Annotated in this window: 17 protein-coding genes and 2 tRNA genes; 13 read left to right on the forward strand and 6 right to left on the reverse strand. The window is 45.7% G+C overall.

Annotated elements, in window-relative coordinates:
• The 3 genes from J7K63_03240 to J7K63_03250 form a co-directional block, all read left to right on the forward strand.
• The coding region (locus J7K63_03240; protein MCD6234038.1) for an RNA-directed DNA polymerase at positions 1-519 on the forward strand (519 nt) is incomplete at its 5' end.
• 26 nt (positions 520-545) lie between these two features.
• Entirely contained in the window at positions 546-746 is a 201-nt protein-coding gene (locus tag J7K63_03245) for a hypothetical protein (protein ID MCD6234039.1), read from the forward strand.
• Positions 747-1078: 332 nt separating this feature from the next.
• Complete coding sequence (locus J7K63_03250) at positions 1079-2110, forward strand: tyrosine-type recombinase/integrase (GenBank protein MCD6234040.1); 1032 nt, start codon at positions 1079-1081, stop codon at positions 2108-2110.
• A 472-nt stretch (positions 2111-2582) separates the two neighbouring features.
• On the opposite strand, the gene J7K63_03255 is transcribed toward J7K63_03250, so the two are convergent.
• Together J7K63_03255 and J7K63_03260 are read right to left on the reverse strand one after the other, a co-directional pair.
• Positions 2583-2655 (reverse strand) — tRNA-Lys (locus J7K63_03255).
• Positions 2656-2660: 5 nt separating this feature from the next.
• A tRNA-Arg gene (locus J7K63_03260) sits at positions 2661-2734 on the reverse strand.
• Positions 2735-2910: 176 nt separating this feature from the next.
• On the opposite strand from J7K63_03260, the gene J7K63_03265 reads away from it, so the two are divergent.
• Complete coding sequence (locus tag J7K63_03265; GenBank protein ID MCD6234041.1) at positions 2911-4614, forward strand: PAS domain-containing protein; 1704 nt, start codon at positions 2911-2913, stop codon at positions 4612-4614.
• Positions 4615-4625: 11 nt separating this feature from the next.
• On the opposite strand, the gene J7K63_03270 is transcribed toward J7K63_03265, so the two are convergent.
• Complete coding sequence (locus tag J7K63_03270) at positions 4626-5045, reverse strand: hypothetical protein (GenBank protein ID MCD6234042.1); 420 nt, start codon at positions 5043-5045, stop codon at positions 4626-4628.
• Positions 5035-5565 carry a sigma-70 family RNA polymerase sigma factor gene (locus tag J7K63_03275; GenBank protein ID MCD6234043.1) on the reverse strand — a complete coding sequence of 177 codons (531 nt, stop codon included), beginning with the start codon at positions 5563-5565 and terminating at the stop codon, positions 5035-5037. The genes J7K63_03270 and J7K63_03275 overlap by 11 nt, the downstream gene beginning before the upstream one ends.
• 141 nt (positions 5566-5706) lie before the next feature.
• Here J7K63_03275 and J7K63_03280 point away from each other — a divergent pair, with 141 nt between their 5' ends.
• Entirely contained in the window at positions 5707-6039 is a 333-nt protein-coding gene (locus tag J7K63_03280; protein MCD6234044.1) for a hypothetical protein, read from the forward strand.
• Between the two features lie 643 nt (positions 6040-6682).
• Here J7K63_03280 and J7K63_03285 read toward each other — a convergent pair.
• Together J7K63_03285 and J7K63_03290 are read right to left on the reverse strand one after the other, a co-directional pair.
• Positions 6683-8497, reverse strand: coding sequence for a family 10 glycosylhydrolase (locus J7K63_03285; GenBank protein MCD6234045.1), 1815 nt, complete (start codon positions 8495-8497; stop codon positions 6683-6685).
• A gap of 132 nt (positions 8498-8629) precedes the next feature.
• A complete protein-coding gene (locus J7K63_03290; GenBank protein ID MCD6234046.1) occupies positions 8630-11293 on the reverse strand; it encodes a carbohydrate binding family 9 domain-containing protein in 2664 nt (887 codons plus the stop codon).
• A 287-nt stretch (positions 11294-11580) separates the two neighbouring features.
• Between J7K63_03290 and J7K63_03295 the strand changes: the two genes are divergently transcribed.
• The 8 genes from J7K63_03295 to J7K63_03330 all read left to right on the forward strand — a co-directional run.
• Positions 11581-14061, forward strand: coding sequence for a carbohydate-binding domain-containing protein (locus J7K63_03295; GenBank protein ID MCD6234047.1), 2481 nt, complete (start codon positions 11581-11583; stop codon positions 14059-14061).
• Positions 14062-14083: 22 nt separating this feature from the next.
• The gene (locus tag J7K63_03300; GenBank protein MCD6234048.1) at positions 14084-14653 is read left to right on the forward strand and encodes a hypothetical protein; all 570 of its coding nucleotides are present in this window, start codon (positions 14084-14086) and stop codon (positions 14651-14653) included.
• Positions 14654-14783: 130 nt separating this feature from the next.
• On the forward strand, positions 14784-15887 hold the full coding sequence (locus tag J7K63_03305) for an alkaline phosphatase (protein ID MCD6234049.1): 1104 nt from the start codon (positions 14784-14786) through the stop codon (positions 15885-15887).
• A gap of 108 nt (positions 15888-15995) precedes the next feature.
• Positions 15996-16289, forward strand: coding sequence for a hypothetical protein (locus tag J7K63_03310; protein ID MCD6234050.1), 294 nt, complete (start codon positions 15996-15998; stop codon positions 16287-16289).
• A gap of 2 nt (positions 16290-16291) precedes the next feature.
• Positions 16292-16834 (forward strand): M15 family metallopeptidase, encoded by a 543-nt coding sequence (locus J7K63_03315; protein ID MCD6234051.1) that lies wholly within the window; start codon positions 16292-16294, stop codon positions 16832-16834.
• Positions 16835-16861: 27 nt separating this feature from the next.
• Entirely contained in the window at positions 16862-17056 is a 195-nt protein-coding gene (locus J7K63_03320) for a DUF2892 domain-containing protein (GenBank protein MCD6234052.1), read from the forward strand.
• Entirely contained in the window at positions 17046-18248 is a 1203-nt protein-coding gene (locus J7K63_03325; protein MCD6234053.1) for an SGNH/GDSL hydrolase family protein, read from the forward strand. Before J7K63_03320 ends, J7K63_03325 begins: the two co-directional genes overlap by 11 nt.
• Positions 18249-18326: 78 nt before the next feature.
• Positions 18327-18591: hypothetical protein (locus tag J7K63_03330; protein ID MCD6234054.1), on the forward strand; the 265-nt coding region annotated here is incomplete at its 3' end.

The raw sequence follows: 18591 nt of genomic DNA on the forward strand, positions 1-18591 counted from the left end.
GCTCGTTTTCTGGATGTTGTGTTCAGGATTATCGATTCTGGTGGGTCCCATGGTACTGGATTACCCATTGGTAATCTCACATCTCAATTTCTGGCCAATGTCTATCTGGATACACTGGATACGTATATCCGTCATAAGTTAAAGGGACTTGCTTATATCCGTTATATGGATGATGTGGTTCTCTTTTCCAATTCAAAAGAATCTTTAAAGCAGGTAAAGCCTGCCATAGAGACTTTTTTGGCTGAAAGGCTTAGGCTCAATTTGAAAGAAAGGGCGACTTTAATCAATCAACGCCTGAATGGTCTGAGTTTTCTGGGTGCCAGAATCTATCCGGCCACAATCCGTATTCATCGTAAAAGCCTCAAGCGTTCCCTGAAGACTTTAAAACAAAGAAAATGGGAATTTAATCATTGTCGTATTAGACAAGATACTTATCTGAATTCACTGAATTCTATAGCTGCACATATATCCTGGTTTCATACGGCAACTATTCGAAAATTCATCTTTGACAAAGGGTAAAGAGTGTTTTATCAGGCTCGAACCGTGTGCTCCGCGGTGGTAGTTGGAACAACAACGCGACCAACTGCCGGGTTGCCAATCGCAACAACAATAACCCGTCCAACAGCAACAACAACAACGGTTTTCGCCTCCTCAATATGTTTTATGCAGAAATCAGGTATCTAAGGACACCTGAACCGTCACATAAACATCCAGCTCTTTATCCTCATCCGTTTAAAAGCGGATAAATACACTCCATCATCCGGAGTTTAGTAGGCTTCCATCTGCTCGAAAGATTCCGGGTGATATATCGGATTTCCTCCGCCAACCCCACTCTTTACCCACATATAGGAAGTTTTAGTCCAAACCCTTACACCCCTGAGTCCACTTTCAGGGGCTTTTTTATATCCCCCCGTTTTTTATCCCCTTCCCTCAATACTGCCAAATCCCGCTGACATAACTATAGTGAGCACGGGTGAATACCACAACTGCTCTCAGCAAACCCGGAAAAGGGGAGACGTGAACGTGGGTGAGCCCGGAGAACTGAAACCAAAGAACACACATTGGAAAGGAGTTTATCATGGCCTATCTGAAAAAGTCCAGGAAGAACTACTACGGCATATACAAGGGACAAGGGAATAAAACACGGTGCATATCCTTGAAAACACAGTCCTTGTCGCTGGCAAAACAACGCTTGCGTGCGGTGAATAAGCTTGAATATGAAATCAAACTCGGTATCACGGAAGATCCCCTCGCAGATAAGGCATCCCTGTCCGGGAACACCCTGTCTGCCATGGTATCACTTTTCCTGAAATCCCAGGAGAACCTGATCCAGAAGTCAACACTCCAGCGGTATAAGGATGCCCTTAATGAGTTGATCCGCATCTTCGGAAAAGATAAACCCATAGATTCCTTTGTCAAATCGGATAATGCGATTCTGATGAAAGGTTTGCTTCATGCGGAGCGGGTGAACCCCAAATCCGGAAAGATCGAGACCCGGTTTACACCCACAACGGTGAACATTCTTCTCCGGGGAATCCGCCGTTTTTTCAACTGGGCGGTGGAAGAAGAGTATATTGATAAACTGCCCTTCAGGATTAAGCTTCTGAAGATTGATAAGTCTCATCCTAAGTTCATGACGGATGATGAAGTAAAGCAACTCATGAAAGCAGCTGAAGATAAGCCCTTGATGCGGGATGTTTTTCTTATTCACCTGAATACTGGTATGAGGGTTTCTGAACTGAAAAACAGTGAGCTTCTGCCGGATGGAGAACATCTCCGCATTACCAACACCAAAGGCCGTCAGGATCGGATTATACCCATTGATCCTGAATTAGTGGATACATATCTGAAAGTGAAAGAGAATGTCCCGCATAAATGTACTGTCTCTCATCAGTTCAAGGTGTTTGCCCAAAAAGCCGGGTTGTCTAATGATATCACTTTCCACAGCCTGAGACACACCTTTGCCGTGCGCCACTGGATTAAACACCGGGACATTAACCTGACAAAACAGGTTTTAGGACATTCCTCGGTTGTTGTGACTGAAATCTACACGAAGATCCCCATCGACTACCTGAAGAATGTGATCAACATTCGAAATAATCATCACTGAATGACATGAAACCGGGGTTTTGCATTGGATGTTCTCCCGTGATATAAGCCCCGGTATTTCAATAAAACAATACCCTCTCAGGGAATCATTGCGGCACATGTTTCCGCGATGTTTCCGGTATTTTTCATGAATGTAATATTTGCTGTACTTGTAACAGGTTGTTAGTCAATACGTTATAGGCAAATTCATCATACAGTCTGTTTCCGTTACTGTAAACGGTCAGGTTCTATCGTTTTGGTAATTTACGGAAGATGCTTCTCTTCAGCTGTTCCGTGGTATTCCTCTAACACCACGTAAAATCAATGCAATACACAATTGGAACAACCCTGAAAATGTTTCCGCTATGTTTCCGTTAAACAAGATAAAACCCTGCTAAAATTGAGCAAATTAAGCACTTTTCAGGGGGTAAAAAACAAGCCCCCGGAACGACTCGGAGGCTTGTAATGTGTTGATATTCAGCGACTTATCTTCGTACGCCACCAGGGAATCGAACCCCGAACCAACGGATTAAGAGTCCGCTGCTCTACCAATTGAGCTAGTGACGCATCTGTACGCACGGAAGGATTTGAACCCTCGGCCTACGGAACCGGAATCCGTCGCTCTATCCAGCTGAGCTACGTGCGCATGTCCCTCAAAAAAGCTAAGTAATATAACAGAGATTCCTGAAAAAATAAATGCTTTTTCTCTCCCGTTTCTTGCTCTTTCTTTTTTTAAAATAAATCGGCATGCTTATATTCTCAAAATTTTGAAAATTTTGTTTAGAATCCTAACCAATCAATATCTGCAGGCAATTTGAAAATATGATTCATGTTCTCTTTTCGCTTTACCAGTTTGTCTTTGTCTTCTTCTTGTATATGGGGTTCCGCGTCCTTCTCCGGCAACACTATTCAACCCTGAACAGGGTGTTCTTTTCCCTAAGCCTGAGCCTCGCGATCTGGTCCTTTACAACCGGCTATATGCTGGTTGCCGCTTCACAAACCTCTGCCAATGCCTGGCGCCAGTTTTCTACACTGGGCTTTTGCCTGATGCCTGCCTTTTTCCTCCATTTTTTCATGCTTAAAACCCGTTTTAAACCACTGCGAACCTGCAAAATCTGTCCCTGGTTAATATATGTCCCCGGTATTATATATATCCTCATCGCCTTTTTTAATCCCCGGGCTTTTGCAGACGGTCAATACGTCCGTATGGCTTATGGATGGACCTTCCTTTCCTCAGGTTCCTGGCTGGACTGGTCTTATAATGTGTATTATTCATCCTATCTCATTTTCGGCATTTCCCTGTTGTTACGCCGGCGGAGAAAGACGGATAAAAAACGGGAGAAAAATCAGGCGCTTCTGATTATTTTATCCCTCATCATCACTTTTATCCTTGGTTCGCTGACGGATATTATCCTCCCGATGCTGAAAATATCTGCTCCGCCCCTTGCCGTGATTTTTACACTGATTCCGGCATCGACCCTCTGGTATACCATCGAGAAGTACCGCGTGATGGGAATCAGTACCCGGAATATTGTATCGGATATTCTCAAAAATATGGGGGAGGGGTTCCTATTGCTGGATATGGGAGGACGTGTCCGGGAAATCAGCAACGAAACTCTGAAACTCCTGGCGTGTACACGGGAAGACCTGATCCTGAAACCGGTGTCTATGATCATTGCCGAATCAGATGTCCACCACATCTCACGCCTCCTGGATAAGGAAAACAGAAAACCTGTCCGGAATCTGGATATCAGTCTACGGCGGTGCGACGGAAAGACTTTCCCGGCTCTCTTCTCCATGGCCCCGGTTTTTGACGACTGGAATGATGTGTTGGGATACATTTGCACTTTCCGGGATTATACAGAAGATCAGAAAAACGAAAAGCAAATCCGAACATCCCTCCGGGAAAAAGAAATCCTCCTGGCGGAAATTCACCACCGGGTGAAAAATAATCTTCAGTTGATTAACAGCCTGGTAAATATGCAGCAAAAGCTCTCCAGTGAGGAAAATACCGTCCTGAAAAGTGTAAAAAGCCGAATCCGAGCCATATCCCTCGTCCATGAAAAAATTTTTCGTCACCGGAATGTTGAGACCATTGATTTTTCCGATTACTTAAAAGATTTCCTTTCCCATCTTTTGCTGATGTATAAAAAGCCGGATCTCCATATCAATACGCATGTTCATGTGGAAAATGTGGTGCTTCCCCTGGAACAGGCGACGCCCTGCTCTCTGATTCTGAATGAGATTATCAGCAATGCCCTCAAATACGGGTTTACCGGACAGGAATCGGGAGATCTTTGGATTTCATTTGTGATGGAAAAGGAACACTATGTTCTTACGATAAAGAATGACGGGAAACCCATGCCGGAACATGCCATGAAAAGCGATACCTTTGGCTTGGGGATGAAGATAACAAAGGCACTGGTGCAGCAATTGAAAGGATCTCTTGAGATACTCAGTTCCGGCGGGACAACTTTCAGGATTCGGTTTCCCAAAATGGATACGTCTGCTCTCCAAAGGTTTTAATGATATAAATCCTATAGAATTTTTCGTAAAACCGGTGGGATAATCAGCGATCCCAGAATTAATCCTCCCAGGGGAAAGAAATACCAGGGGCTGTTTATTAAAAGTTGGGTCAGGTTATGGGTGCAGGATATGATTCCATGGAGGATGATGTCCAGGTTGGAGCCAAAAAAGACGGCAAGTCCCAAGAGGGTAACAATATTCAATATCAAATCCGGTGAATAGAAAGGGTTTGAAGTTTTTTTCAGGATAGCTTTTTTTACAGAGCCGGGCATGGGGGTGGAGGAAAGATTGCTTAAACGGCGGGCAATGTCTTCCGTTTCACCGATGAGGGCACGACACGATGCACATGTTTCCAGATGCTCCCGGGCAGCCGGCGGGAGGGATTCAGTCCCGTATTCAATCCAAATTTTTTCAAATATTTCACACTGCATTATGATACCCTTTTGCTTTCAAATGTTTAACCAGCATCAGTCTGCCCCGACGGATTCGGGCCTTGACGGTATTCAGGGGCAAATCCAGTATCCGGGCAATCTCTTCATACCGGCAGGACATGAAATGATACAAAACCAGCGGAGTCTTCATTTCCGGGGGCAGAGTCTCCACACAGGAACGAAGATCCGGTAATAACTCATTGTCCTGAGATTCACTGGCGGTTTTTCCAAAATCCCCATCCTCCCGGCTGATTTGATAATGCCGGCTTTTCAGATAGGAGATACAAGTGTTACGGGTGATTTGCAATATCCAGGATTTCAGGGAGGATTCCTCCTTAAAAGTGTGGAATTTTTTCCAGATTTTCAGGAAGACATCCTGGGTGATATCCGAAGCATCCTCTTTATTTTTTACGAAATGGTACGCGAATCCGTATACATCATCACCCAGATAACGGAGAATCTCCCCAAAGGCCTGATGCTGATGTCCTTCCCGGCAGAGACGGAGTATTTTCTTTTCCATGATCGGATCCATTAATAGAAAGACGCATTAACGGTAATTTTGTTGCTGATTTTAATATAGAGATTTTTTTTCTTTTTTTTTATGCAACAATTCTACAAATGGCAGGTCTTCTTAAAAAAACAAAAATGAAAAAGGAGAACCATGGAATCAGTACTTATTCCCCTGGGTATCATGATCCCTTTCTTTGGGGTGATCGCTTATCTGGTTTACGTGTCGTTCAAGGAAAAAGAACTAATCCATCAGGAAATCATGAAAGCCCTGGAACTGGGGGTGGATGTCCCTGAAATTCAGATCCGGAAAAAGGTGGATAATCTGAAACGCGGACTTGTTTTACTGACTTTCGGTATTGCCCTTTTTATTGCCTTGTGGATTACCACCGAACTGAAATACGCCTCCTGGGCGTTATTGCCTGTGGCGGTAGGAATTGCTTATCTCCTGTACCATAAGTATATGTTTAGACGTTTAGATGTTTAGATGTTTAGATGTTTAGACGTTGAGACGTTTAGACGTTGAGAGGTTGAGAGGTTGAGAGGTACAGACGTTAGGTCGTTAAGTGGTTCAGACGGTTAAGGAAATAGGGCGCCTTGATTCCACCCTGTTAATGGTTGAGTCTACACGGTGACCGGGAAGTGAGAAACGGTGAAACGTAGCCCTGGACTTCAGTCCGGGGAGATGAGGGCACAACCGAAAACCCCCAACCCATAAATCCATGAACCAACAATCAGGAGCGAAGCGACACCCGGCAGAATGAATCGCGAGGGACGGGGTACGAGTATCGAGATGCCCAATTCCCGGTTATCGGTTAGGCCGCCGTAGGCTGATGTACCGGGATGCTGTCTACCGCTTATTCAACGCCCATAAATGGCATCGTTTATATTGAACAAGGACGCTAAAGCACCCTCAGATTCAATCAATTAAGCCCAATATATTAAAAATAATATAATCTTGCATTTGATCGCCGCCGGGATTATTTTATCCCCGGGGGCATACACGTATAAGCATATTCCTATATGGTGAGATTAGAATTATTGAATTTGCGTGACCTGTGTCCAGACCAAATCCGCAACCCCAACCCGCAACTCGAAACCCGCAACTCGAAACCCGCAACCCACATCATTCACTTCAAATGGCTTATTTTTTGTGCCGATCTGAATCCGGGTGTCTGAATGGTAACAATATAGAGTCCTGAAGGTTGAGCCGAGGCGTCCCACTCGGTTGTGAAGGTCCCGGCTTGTTTATGTTCAAAGTGTTTCTGATAAATCTGCCAGCCGCTGATGTCGTAAATGGCAAGCCGGATATGGGTGGCATAGGGAATAGTATACCGGATCTGTACAACCGGATTGAACGGATTGGGATATGCCGGATGCAATTGCCACGAGGATGCTGGCTGTTTAAAACATGCCACACCCGAAGTGACTGTTTGGATTACATCGCTTTCATTACTCAGGCGGTCCTGGGCGGAAATCCCGTACTGATAGTTTTCAAAATCCGTGTCTGTATATGTCAAAGGTTCTGAAGCGGGAATGACGGCCAGGAGATGTGAATTATCAACCCGATTCAGAGTTTCACCCTGAGGCCATTTATAGACCAGGTAGCGGTAAGCGGAGTCATCATGGGCTTCTGTGACCTCTCCGGCCTGCCAGTTGAGATGTGCTCCCGATTCATTGAATTCTATGGTGACATTTACAGGTGCCGGTGCCGGGAGGGAGTCTTTCCAAGTCATGGAAGGGGTGACCGCCGGGTGTTTGTAATAATTATTCCGGAGAGAATCCCGGAATCCCAGAGGATTTCCTCCGGGGGTGTATGCATACCGGAAAAAGACCGACCCCAGGCAGGATTCCGTTTGCCGGTTCAGGCGGATTTGTCGCGGCATCTCACCGGCTGTCCAGTTTGTGATACGATATGCTGCCTGTCCCGGATACAGATGACGGTTATTCTCTTCGGTGATTCCTGCCCACCAGGGCATCAGCTTTCCATAATCCTGCCCGCCCCCAAAAGGCCAGTACAATTGAGGGGTAACATAATCAATCCACTGTTCATTCAGCCATGTTACTGCGTCACAATATATGGTGCTGTAAGCATCCAGTCCCACGATTCCTGAGGGAACACCGTTTTTCCAGATTCCGAAGGGACTCATTCCGAATTTGATGCGGGGATTGATAACCTGAAGGGTATCATGAATCCCCCGGATCAGAAGGTTGATGTTATCCCGCCGCCAATCGTGAATATTCGTAAATCCTCTGTTTTCTTCAGCAAATGTGGCTGCATCCTCATTGCTGATGCCGGAGTAGGGATAGAAATAATCATCCATGTGAATACCGTCGATATCATATCGGGACGCTACATCAGCAATCACCGAAAGTACATATTTCCGGACAGCTTCTTTACCCGGATCCAGTATATAGTCCACGGTTTTGCTTTCCGGCAAATTCCGTTCATCGAGGGATCGGTATTGAGCGTTGTCGCTCTTGCTCCCGACAGCCAGAATCCATTCCGGATGGGTATTGAAAACATGTTCCGCCGATGAGCCGGCATCCCCTTTCCGGGCCCGGTAGGGATTAAACCATGCGTGGACTTCAATGCCCCTTTTATGGGCTTCTTCCACTACAAATGCCAGGGGATCATAGTAAGGAGACGGGGCCTTGCCTTCCGTACCGGTCAGCCAGTTGGACCAGGGTTCAATTTTTGAATCATAAAAGGCATCACATGCAGGTCGTACCTGAAAAACAATGGCATTGAACCGGTAAGATGCCATGGTGTTCAATATATTAATCATCTGATTCTTTTGTGTGGAAACCGTTGAGGACGACGGCCAGTCCAGCCTTAAAACCGTGGCCACCCACACAGCCCTGAATTCTTCTTTCGGGTCTGCCGTCAAACCCTGTAGACTGATCAGTAAAATGAATATAATCGCATACAATTTTTTTGTCATAAGAATTCCTTTTGTCTGTCATCTGTTTTCGATGGATAAATTAAGGGATTCTGTTTTGGAGAAGGAACTTTTTATTCATAAAAACAAAAGAGACCGCCCGGATCTCTTTTGTCTTGATATGTTTTGTAAATCTTACTGGATTTTAAACATGTGACTCATTTTTACCATCACCACATTATCCCCGGGAGCACCAAAGAGATCCTGAACATCCCGGCTGAATTCGAAATTGCCCAGGCTTCGGTAATCTGTGAACCCCTGGGACCAAACCAGATAGAATGTGGAGCCTGAAAAGTATTCCCAGCGAAGGACCAGATTTGAACGGAATTGTTTATAGTTAAAATCTGTCTGCCCTTCAAATGTGTATTCTGCCGAGCCGTCACGATCCAGATCCAGGCTGAATTCCTCGTTCTCCTCATCAAATACAATCCGGTCGTTTATATTTTCAAAACGTTCATTGAAATCCTTTGCCATGGGGTTTGCCACCCGTTTGTAATTGGAGTAATCACCGGCTGTGATGAAAGGCTGGGCATAGTATTGAAGACTCAGTTTCGGGCTCAGTGTCCAGTCCGCCCGGAACGTAAGATTCAGGGTTTGCTGGTGCATGTCCGCCCAGATGTATTGGGTCTCCGGACCGTCAGCTTCGGCCTTTCCAATCCACGACCAGGTATCATCCTGCACATTAAAACTGGCTTGGGCACTTAAATGAAGGTTATTCAAGGGGCGATAGGTCAGTTCCTGTCCCACTTCAATACCTTTTACGTTGTCTTTGTTTTTGAAATAGAAACCGAACATTTCCCAGATAACTTTTTTACGTTCGTCCGATTCAATAGAAGTCCACACATTCCAATTAGCTGGTGTTCTCATTGCCGGGCCGCCCCGGTTAAAGTAGGGGGATACTCCGTAAGCACTCAAATTGATGCCCAGTCCATGAGACCAATTGTTCAAAAATACCCCGTTGTAATTCACGTTTCCCCCAAATACTTTTCGTGTACCTGAAAAGTCATAGCTTGTCCACATGTTATAGTTTATGTAAATCTGTTTATAAACAGAGCCCGGTTCCCAATCCTGGTACTGGAGCCAGAGGAAACTCATGATATCATCGACAAATCTGTAATATCCCAGATCGTTGATTTCAAAACCCGGACTTGTCATGACAAATCCGGTTCCACCCCGGTAATGTCCCCTGTTTTTTACGAGGATAGCTTTTGCTGAATATCCACTCAGGGATTTACGTGCAGGATCATAATTCAGGTGATCGGCATCCGTCCGTTGGAAATAGCGGGAGGGATGCTTTTGTGTTCTTTGAATTGCCGTAGTATCCCCCATAACATGACTGAAAGCCAGGTGGCCGATAAAGGAATATTCATTCTCGGCGAAACGGTGATTAATATCCAGTCCTCCGGTGTAAGCTGATGAATGAAGAGATGTAATACCCGTACCATCCAGTTTCCGGTTAACTGACGTTAAAATGCCTCCCACGGTTGTTTCACCGTTATGATAGTCTTTTTGCAGTCGTACCAGTCCGTAATTGGTCAGCGGTTCCACAACAGGGTGATCTTTTGTTCCGTCATCATAGTAAACCGTTGCTGTTTCTTCAGCGGTTAATGCATCCATTATCCCGATAGAGATGCCTGAATCTGTTTTTCCTGTCAGTTTGGCAGCTCCCAGAATATTGGTTTCATGTGGTGACTGGATTTCTTCTACTTCTTTGGTATCATCTGTTTGGGCTGATACCGTGGGGGTTCGGCCGATACGGCGGGTGTAAAAGAGGGTGTTATGAGCCATATCACCGTCTCCAAATCCCAGGGGGAATTGAAGAATATTGGCACCTTCCATGAAAAAAGTCCGTTTTTCACTGAAATAGGTCTCAAAGTTTGTCAGATTGTAATCCGCCGGATCGGCTTCCACCTGTCCGAAATCCGGATTGATAGTGGCATTCAGAGTAAGTCCGATGGGACTCGAATATCGGATATCGCCGCCGATTCGGGCGAGAAGATCATATTTTTCCGGGTGATGATCCGTTTTCAGATTCTCAGATATATCCGCCCGTCCCACTCCGTAGGGGATGATATAAACCGGATTGGAGGATTGCACGTTTTTCAAACCCCTGAGGGTTCCATAATTGGATACTATGCCGTTGTTTGATTTGGGCCAGTGATTCCATAAAGAGACTTCATTGTCGCAATTGGGGGCTTTCCGGTAGACATGAAATCCCCATTCCATATCCGGGGATGAAGTAAACCGCAGCTCGCTGAAAGGAATACGCCATTCGGCTGTCCATCCCTCATCATCTATATGCGCTGAACCATCCCATACGGCGTCCCAATCCTGATCCATATCTCCGTCGTCATAACGACGGATGTCATGAAGTACACCGGCAGCATTGATGCCGAACTCAAAGGCTGTCCGGTTGTCATTGTAGGAATCTATGGAAACATATATCCAGTCTGAATGGGTATATTCATCCCGTCGGCTCAGGAATGCTTTGATTTCAGAGGGATTCGGATCGTAGGCCCGGGCGCCGATGTACAGATATTCATCATCATATAATACTTTAAATCGAGTTTTGCACGAGGCCGGTTCGCCATCGTGTGGTTCATGCTGGGTAAAATCAGATTGCCATATCCCATTATTCCAGACTTCTTCATCGAGCCTCCCATCCAGATGAATACCCGGATTATGTGTGATGTATATGGCTTCAACAACCCTGTTTTGCCGGCCATTATTATTGTCTTGTGCCTGTAAAACTTGTATCACTGTGGTGATTAAACAGATTGTCAGAACAATTTTTCTCATTCCCTTCATCCTCTTTTTGATGTATTTACTCTCCTCTGAGAAGACTTTTCTTAAAAAAGTTGTCAGTTTTTACAGAAAAAAATATAAAAATTCTACACTGTAAAAAAGCTTATATTCCTTTAAATAATGAGAATCCTGAGATCGACTAACTTGTCTTTGAACTCATTGACTTTTCTTTTAATTTTTCATCGTCGGTTGAAGAATAAATATGTGAGGATGAAATGAAAAAACAATGGATCTTATGGATATTTATCCTGCCGTTAATATTTGGATGTTCGGAGAAAGAGATGACACAAAAAACACGAGTCTATCCTGATTCTTTATCCCTCACGTGGAAACATGTGGAGAATCAATACAAAGGAAAGATGATGCATCTGGGACTTTTAACCATTCATAATCACTCACAGGTGCCATTACCCCGGGACGGCTGGGCGTTATATTTTAACCGTTTCAGACGCCTGGTGGTGGATGAACTGCCGGATGTTCTCACCGGTCATCACATTAACGGGGATTTCTATATGCTGGAACCGAAATCCTCTTTTGCCCCTATTCCTCCCCGCGGCAAGGTGGTTTTGCCGATTGTGGCAAGTCACTGGGTGGTGACATACACCGACCTGCCCACCGGCAATTACTTTGTTTTTAAATATCCTGACGGTCACGAGGAATATCTGCCGGTATCCCTCAATTATGAACCTATGGATACGTCACGGATTCAGCGGACATCTTACGATAAACTGCCCGTCGAAAATCACCGGATCCGTTATCACCGGAATGAACAACAAATTCTCTCAGATGTTGACCCTATTGATGGTCATAAACCTCTGATCACACCCACTCCAAATGAAATCCTCTGGCAGGATTCTCTCGTGACGTTGACCGGTCCGGTTACAGTCCTGGCAGATCAGGGACTTGAAAATGAAAAAGCCTATCTTGAAACAGTGCTGAAAAAATTGCTCCGTCCGGTTAATCCGGAGGCTGAAGGTGCCAAAATCACCCTGAGCCTGACACCGGAAACAGCCCAACCTGAATCCTATATGCTTACATGGACATCGGATAATGAGATCAGCATATCCGGATCTGATGCAGCCGGTGTGTTTTACGGTATTCAAACTCTGCGCGGACTCTTTCCTCCTCATGCAGAAAAAGAGGGGGTAACTGAACTGACTCTTCAGAGTGTTGTGATATCTGATAAACCCCGTTTTGGTTACCGGGGCATGCATGTGGATGTCTCCCGGAGTTTTCGCAGCCTGAAGGAAATGAAAAAGTTTCTGGAAATCATGTCCTTTTATAAACTGAATACCCTCCATTTTCATCTGACGGATGATGAAGGATGGCGGATTGAAATTCCCGGTTTGCCGGAGCTCACGGAAATCGGTGCTTTCCGGGGGCATACCTATAATGAAAAGGAACACCTTTTCCCCTCTTTGGGCAGCGGTCCCTACGCCGATAACCCCACGTCAAACGGCAACGGGTTTTATTCCCGTGAGGAGTATATTGAACTTCTGAAATATGCTAAAGACCACCATATCAAGGTTATCCCGGAAGTGGATCTGCCGGGACACTCCCATGCAGCGGTACAGTCCATGATAGTCCGCTATGAACGCCTGATGGCTCAGGGAGACTCTGCCGCCGCCATGGAATTTTATCTCATTGATCCTGACGATTCTTCAGCGGTGGAATCGGTTCAGAAGTGGAGTAACAATGTGGTCAATGTCTGTATGGAATCCACATACCGCTTTTGTGAAAAGGTCTTTGATGAGCTGATTGCCATGTATGATGAAGCCGGTGTACCGTTACAGATAATCCATATCGGCGGGGATGAGGTGCCACATGGTTCCTGGGAGGGATCCCCAAAATGCCGGAAATTTCTTGAAGAGCATCCGGAGTATGAAAAAGCCAATGATTTATCCCGGTATTTTGTTGTTCGTCTATATGACATGCTTAAAGAAAAAGGAATTCAAACCGCCGGGTGGGAAGAGATTGCCAGCAAAATTGAAAAGAACAGGCGGGTGCCGGATATGCAGATGAAGGAGAGGGAGCTTATTTCATATATCTGGAACAGCGTTTGGGGCTGGGGTGCTGAAGACCTGAGTTACCGGCTTGTCAATGAGGGCTTTCCCGTGGTGCTGGCCAATGTGACCAATTACTATTTTGATTCGGCATACAATAAAGATCCTGATGAACGGGGACTCTACTGGGGCGCTTTTGTGGATACCCGGAATGCCTGGGAATTTACGCCCTGTGATATCCGGAACTGTGCCGAAAAAAATCTGTATGGTGAAAAAATTGACCTGACCCGCTATGAAAATTTTGAACCTTTGAATCCGGAAGGAAAAGAAAATATTCTGGGCATCCAGGGATGCCTCTGGTCGGAAAATCTGCGGGATATGGATAAGTTTGAGTATATGGCCTTTCCGAAACTGTTGGGGCTTTCAGAACGTGCCTGGAGCTCCATGCCTGAGTGGGAACTGGAGAAAGATGAAGAATCCCGTCAAAAAGACTGGACTGTCTTTGTCCATAAAACAGGCCATTATGAACTGCCCCGCCTGGATGCCTGGAATGTCAATTATCGCATTCCCCTTCCGGGATGGATTGTCGAAAGGGATACCCTGTATGCCAATATCCGGTTCCCGGGACTGACCCTTCGTTACACAACGGACGGAACAAAGCCTGATACAGACGCTCTTGTCTATACCAAACCGGTTCCTGTGAAGGGTGAGGTGAAAATGGCAGCCTTTACATCCGACAACAACCGCCGGAGTCGATAATCTTAAAATAAAGGAGGATTACATGATTCGCTGGATTGTTTGGCCCCTTCTTGTCTTAATCCTCTTTGCCCTTTTGTATACCTGGTTTTATGGTGGTTTCAGTCAGGTGAAAATAACCCGGTCTGAAGCAGGCCCCTATACCCTTGTCTATGACGTGCATCATGGCGATTACCGGAAAATACACGTCGTTATGGACCGGGTTTTTGATGCATTGAATGAAAAGGACGAACTCTTTACAACGCTGGGATTCGGCCTCTACTATGACAAACCGGGCGATGTTGAAACTGACAGTCTCCGGAGTATTGGAGGATGTATTCTGCCCTCTGAAACCGTTTCGCAATCCCTGACCTGTGGGTGCAAAATTGCTGAATTCCCGCAAACCGATGCCGTCATTGCCGAATTTCCGTACAAGGGAAAAGCATCAGTGATCTTCGGTGCGATGAAAGCCTATCCTGCCATCAACCGTTATCTGATGGATCATGACATACCTGATGCTCCCATCCTGGAAATCTATGATACTCCGGGAAAAAAAATCCGCTATATCGTGCCTGTCGGACTCCAACAGCAACAATTGACGGTATTTCTTGATTAAGGTAGCTTTACTGAGGGAATCTATTGTGCAAAACTTGAGCTGTTGCGAAAAAGATTATAAACATACGTTCAATACTTTCCTCCTAAAAATTAAAACTGTAACTTTCCGCCTTATATAATAAGGAAGCGCTATGAGAAAAAAAGACATTTCCCAGTTAGCGATTATCGGCATATTGATTCTCCTTGTGATTCTTCTTCTGGTTACCCGTGATACGATCAATAAACAACCCAGGAACATCGTACTCATGATTGGGGACGGTATGGGTGTTGCACAAGTAACTACAGGGCGTATTTATCGTTATCCCATGAATCTGGAACGCTTTGGTATTATGGGATTGGCAACGACATATTCGAGTAACCGGTTTATTACCGATTCCGCAGCGGGTGCAACGGCTCTGGGAACCGGCCATAAAACGGATAACGGAGTTATTTCCATGTCCCCCGAAAGAGATGTGTATCCCACCATCGCCGAACAGGCAAAAAAGCTGGGGAAAAGTGCGGGTGTCGTGGCTACAACAGGTATTACTCATGCAACACCGGCTGTTTTTATTTCCCATGTGAAAAGTCGGGGCATGCAGGATGTGATTGCAGAACAAATTGCCGATGGTTCCTGGGATGTTCTTTTTGGTGCCGGTTGGGGATACTTTGTTCCACAGAATGTTGAAGGAAGCCTGCGGACCGATGATAAAAATCTCCTGGATGTCTTGAAAAGTAAAATGCAGGTTGCTTTAACTCCGGAAGAATTCAAAACCCTGAAGGATAAACCGGCGGCGGCCTTGTTAGAACGGGCCAACGATTTCCCCAAAGCTTCTGAAGGTTTTGAAATTACTCTGGAGATGATGACCCGCAAAGCTCTGGATATCCTGTCTAACAACAATAAAGGTTTTTTTCTTATGGTGGAAGGCTCCCAGATAGACTGGGGCGGACATGCAAACGATATGGAATATATTCGGGATGAAATGCTGGCTTTTGATGATGCCGTCGGGGCGGTCCTGGATTTTGCGGAAGAGGACAGGAACACCCTGGTTATTGTAACATCAGATCACGAAACAGGGGGGATGACTATATTAAGCGGCGATTATGAAAATCATGAATTGCTGGGGTATGATTTTGCCACGAAGGGACATTCAGGCGTCATGGTCCCCGTCTTCAGCTATGGCCCGTCTGCAGCCCTGTTCGGCGGTATGCAGGACAATACCGATATCGGGAAAAAGATGCTCCGGTTGTGGAACTGATTTCAGTCTGAGCAGATATAATACCTGATGAATGCTTGATATATTGCCGTTTTAACTTTTGTGGAATGAATCCCGGAATTGTTATATTTCCTGAAAATGGAGAAAACTATGAAAAAAATACTCTGGTTTTGTTTACTGATGGTGATTCTGGTGGCACTTACATCCTGCATCCCCGGAAACGGATCCTATACACCCGACAGACCGGCCGGCTTTTTCTGGGGGATCTGGCATGGCTGGCTGGCTCCCTTGTCCCTCATTGTTCAATGGTTTGTCCCGAAAATTCAGCTGTATGAACCTGTGAATACAGGATGGTGGTATGATTTCGGCTTTTATCTCGGCATTTTAGGGGGATTTGGCGGACTCAGTCTCAGCCGCCGGAGGAGCAGGAGTAAACGGATGTAATCATGGGTTCTGAAACTCTTTCTCATATTCTGAAAGGACTCGGACTCCCTGAAGATTATGGAAAAAAAAGGGGCTTACCTTTCTGTGGGGAGGCAAAATTTTTAGTTAAGATTGGGAGAAATCCTTATGGAAAAACCGTGTATCTAAGTCCGGAAACTGCAAAAGCGTGGAAAAAGATGGAAAAAGCAGCTTTGGAGGATGGAATTGAACTCCTTCCATTGTCCGGATTCAGGAGCTTCCGGACCCAGGCGGCAATAATTCGTTCAAAATTAGAAGCAGGACGCAGCCTGGACGAAATTATGACCGCCAATGCTCCTCCGGGATATAGTCAGCATCACACCGGCCGTGCCCTGGATATCTGTACCCCTGATTTTATTGTCCCCGAAAAGGCCTTTGATCATACGCCAGCCTTCCAATGGCTGGAGAATCATGCCGGGAAATTCGGTTTCGTCATGTCCTATCCTGAAAAGAACCCCGAAGGGTTTATCTATGAACCTTGGCATTGGTACTTTGTGCCCTCGGGCGGGAATGCTTACATTTCATAAAACAAATCATAAACAGGAAAGATGCCAATGAAAGCGAATGTCGGAAAAACCGATCGAGTGATCCGGATTCTATTAGGTGTTATAATTATAATTGCCGGTATTCTATGTAATACCTGGTGGGGAGCCATTGGTGTCATTCCCTTTTTAACTGGACTCATAAAATGGTGCCCGCTTTACGCACTCCTGAAGGTAAGTACCTGCAAAAAAGAAGATGAAAAATAGCAAGAGCCAACACCGGACTTTAGTCCGGAGACCCGGGGAGAGAGAGCAACTTAACCCCGGACTTCAATCCGGGGAACCGGGAAGAGAAAGAGAAGCAAATCCGGACTTTAGTCCGGGCAGGTTGCTCCTGATTCTCCTCCTGGCATCCCTGCTCTTTGCCGGGGATTCGTCTTGGGTCTGGATAAATGCTGAATCGCTGACCCTTTATGGACAGGCTGAGGATGCAGCCATAACCGGGTATGCCCGAATTCCCGATTCCCTGGGACAAACTATCCGGCCGGAACTGGCACGCCTTGGGACCCATTCCAGCGGCTTAATTATTGCCTTTAAAACAGCTTCACCGGAAATTCGCATCCGGTGGTCAGTCCTCTACGGAACACAACTTCCCCACATGCCACTGACTGGTGTTCAGGGGCTGGATTTATATGCCGTGGATCCCGCCAGGGAAGACTGGAACTATGTGGGAACAGCAAAATGGTGGGGTAAGGATACACTCTGTCATGAAGCGACGCTGCTGGAAAACTGGCCAGGCGGGTTAAGACACTATGCCCTTTTTCTGCCCCTCTATGACGGCATTGATTCACTGCTTGTGGGTGTCCCGGCGGGACACGGCCTGGAGAAAACCTCTCTTTTTGATGAACGGTCAAAACCTGTCATTATCTACGGAACATCCATTACCCAGGGAGGTTGTGCCAGCCGCCCGGGTATGGCTTATCCGGCCATTCTTTCCCGACGCCTTCATTATGAAGTCTTGAATTTCGGTTTTTCCGGAAACGGCAGGCTGGATCCTGAAATGGCTGATTATCTGGCCAAGCTGCCCGCTTCTCTCTTGATCATTGATGCCTTGCCCAATGTATCGGCTGATGATGTGGAAAAGAAACTGATGGGTTTTATCCGCCGTTTCCGATCACAATCCGGTTTGCCGATCCTGGTTGTTCCCAATATTTCATACGGACACGAAGACGATAACAGGGAAACAGGAGAAGCTCTTGCCGTGAAAGACAGGGCATATCAGAGTGTCCGGAAAATGTGTAAAAAGACCGGTATCCGGAATGTGACCTTTATATCCTTTAAAAGAATCCGGTTTGATGACGACGAGGGAACGGTAGACGGAGTACATTTGACAGATCTCGGAATGAAACGGCACGCGGATAATCTTTACCCGTCAATTCGAAAAAAAATAATACAATAATCTTTTTTATTTTTTTATCTCATGGTTTGATTTTAATGTGGGCGCCAGTAAATTCACCCCAGACAGACAGGGAGTTCAATGAAGAAAATTGTGGTAAAATTCGGTGGATCCAATTTGCGGACAGATGAAGATCCGAGCCGGATTTTAAAGATTGTGGAATCCTATCATCAACCGGTTGTGATTGTCGTCAGTGCGTTCTATGGAATGACCAATTATCTTCAGGAACTGATCTGGAAAGTTCGTTATGATCAGGACTCTGTAAAACCCGGTGTAGAATTTATCCGTCGCCTGAAACAGGATACACTTCTGAAAAATATCCATCATGCCGCATCCCGGGAGCGTA

This window comes from Candidatus Neomarinimicrobiota bacterium, from assembly GCA_021157965.1.
In the GTDB taxonomy this organism is placed as follows: domain Bacteria; phylum Fidelibacterota; class Fidelibacteria; order Fidelibacterales; family Fidelibacteraceae; genus Fidelibacter.

What these genes read in the sequence shown, in the direction of transcription:
- J7K63_03250 (MCD6234040.1), top strand. Translation starts at nt 1,079, where the DNA reads ATGGCCTATCTGAAAAAGTCCAGGAAGAACTACTACGGCATATACAAG.
- J7K63_03265 (MCD6234041.1), top strand. Translation starts at nt 2,911, where the DNA reads ATGATTCATGTTCTCTTTTCGCTTTACCAGTTTGTCTTTGTCTTCTTC.
- J7K63_03270 (MCD6234042.1), bottom strand. Translation starts at nt 5,045, where the DNA reads ATGCAGTGTGAAATATTTGAAAAAATTTGGATTGAATACGGGACTGAA.
- J7K63_03275 (MCD6234043.1), bottom strand. Translation starts at nt 5,565, where the DNA reads ATGGAAAAGAAAATACTCCGTCTCTGCCGGGAAGGACATCAGCATCAG.
- J7K63_03280 (MCD6234044.1), top strand. Translation starts at nt 5,707, where the DNA reads ATGGAATCAGTACTTATTCCCCTGGGTATCATGATCCCTTTCTTTGGG.
- J7K63_03285 (MCD6234045.1), bottom strand. Translation starts at nt 8,497, where the DNA reads ATGACAAAAAAATTGTATGCGATTATATTCATTTTACTGATCAGTCTA.
- J7K63_03290 (MCD6234046.1), bottom strand. Translation starts at nt 11,293, where the DNA reads ATGAGAAAAATTGTTCTGACAATCTGTTTAATCACCACAGTGATACAA.
- J7K63_03295 (MCD6234047.1), top strand. Translation starts at nt 11,581, where the DNA reads ATGACACAAAAAACACGAGTCTATCCTGATTCTTTATCCCTCACGTGG.
- J7K63_03300 (MCD6234048.1), top strand. Translation starts at nt 14,084, where the DNA reads ATGATTCGCTGGATTGTTTGGCCCCTTCTTGTCTTAATCCTCTTTGCC.
- J7K63_03305 (MCD6234049.1), top strand. Translation starts at nt 14,784, where the DNA reads ATGAGAAAAAAAGACATTTCCCAGTTAGCGATTATCGGCATATTGATT.
- J7K63_03310 (MCD6234050.1), top strand. Translation starts at nt 15,996, where the DNA reads ATGAAAAAAATACTCTGGTTTTGTTTACTGATGGTGATTCTGGTGGCA.
- J7K63_03315 (MCD6234051.1), top strand. Translation starts at nt 16,292, where the DNA reads ATGGGTTCTGAAACTCTTTCTCATATTCTGAAAGGACTCGGACTCCCT.
- J7K63_03320 (MCD6234052.1), top strand. Translation starts at nt 16,862, where the DNA reads ATGAAAGCGAATGTCGGAAAAACCGATCGAGTGATCCGGATTCTATTA.
- J7K63_03325 (MCD6234053.1), top strand. Translation starts at nt 17,046, where the DNA reads ATGAAAAATAGCAAGAGCCAACACCGGACTTTAGTCCGGAGACCCGGG.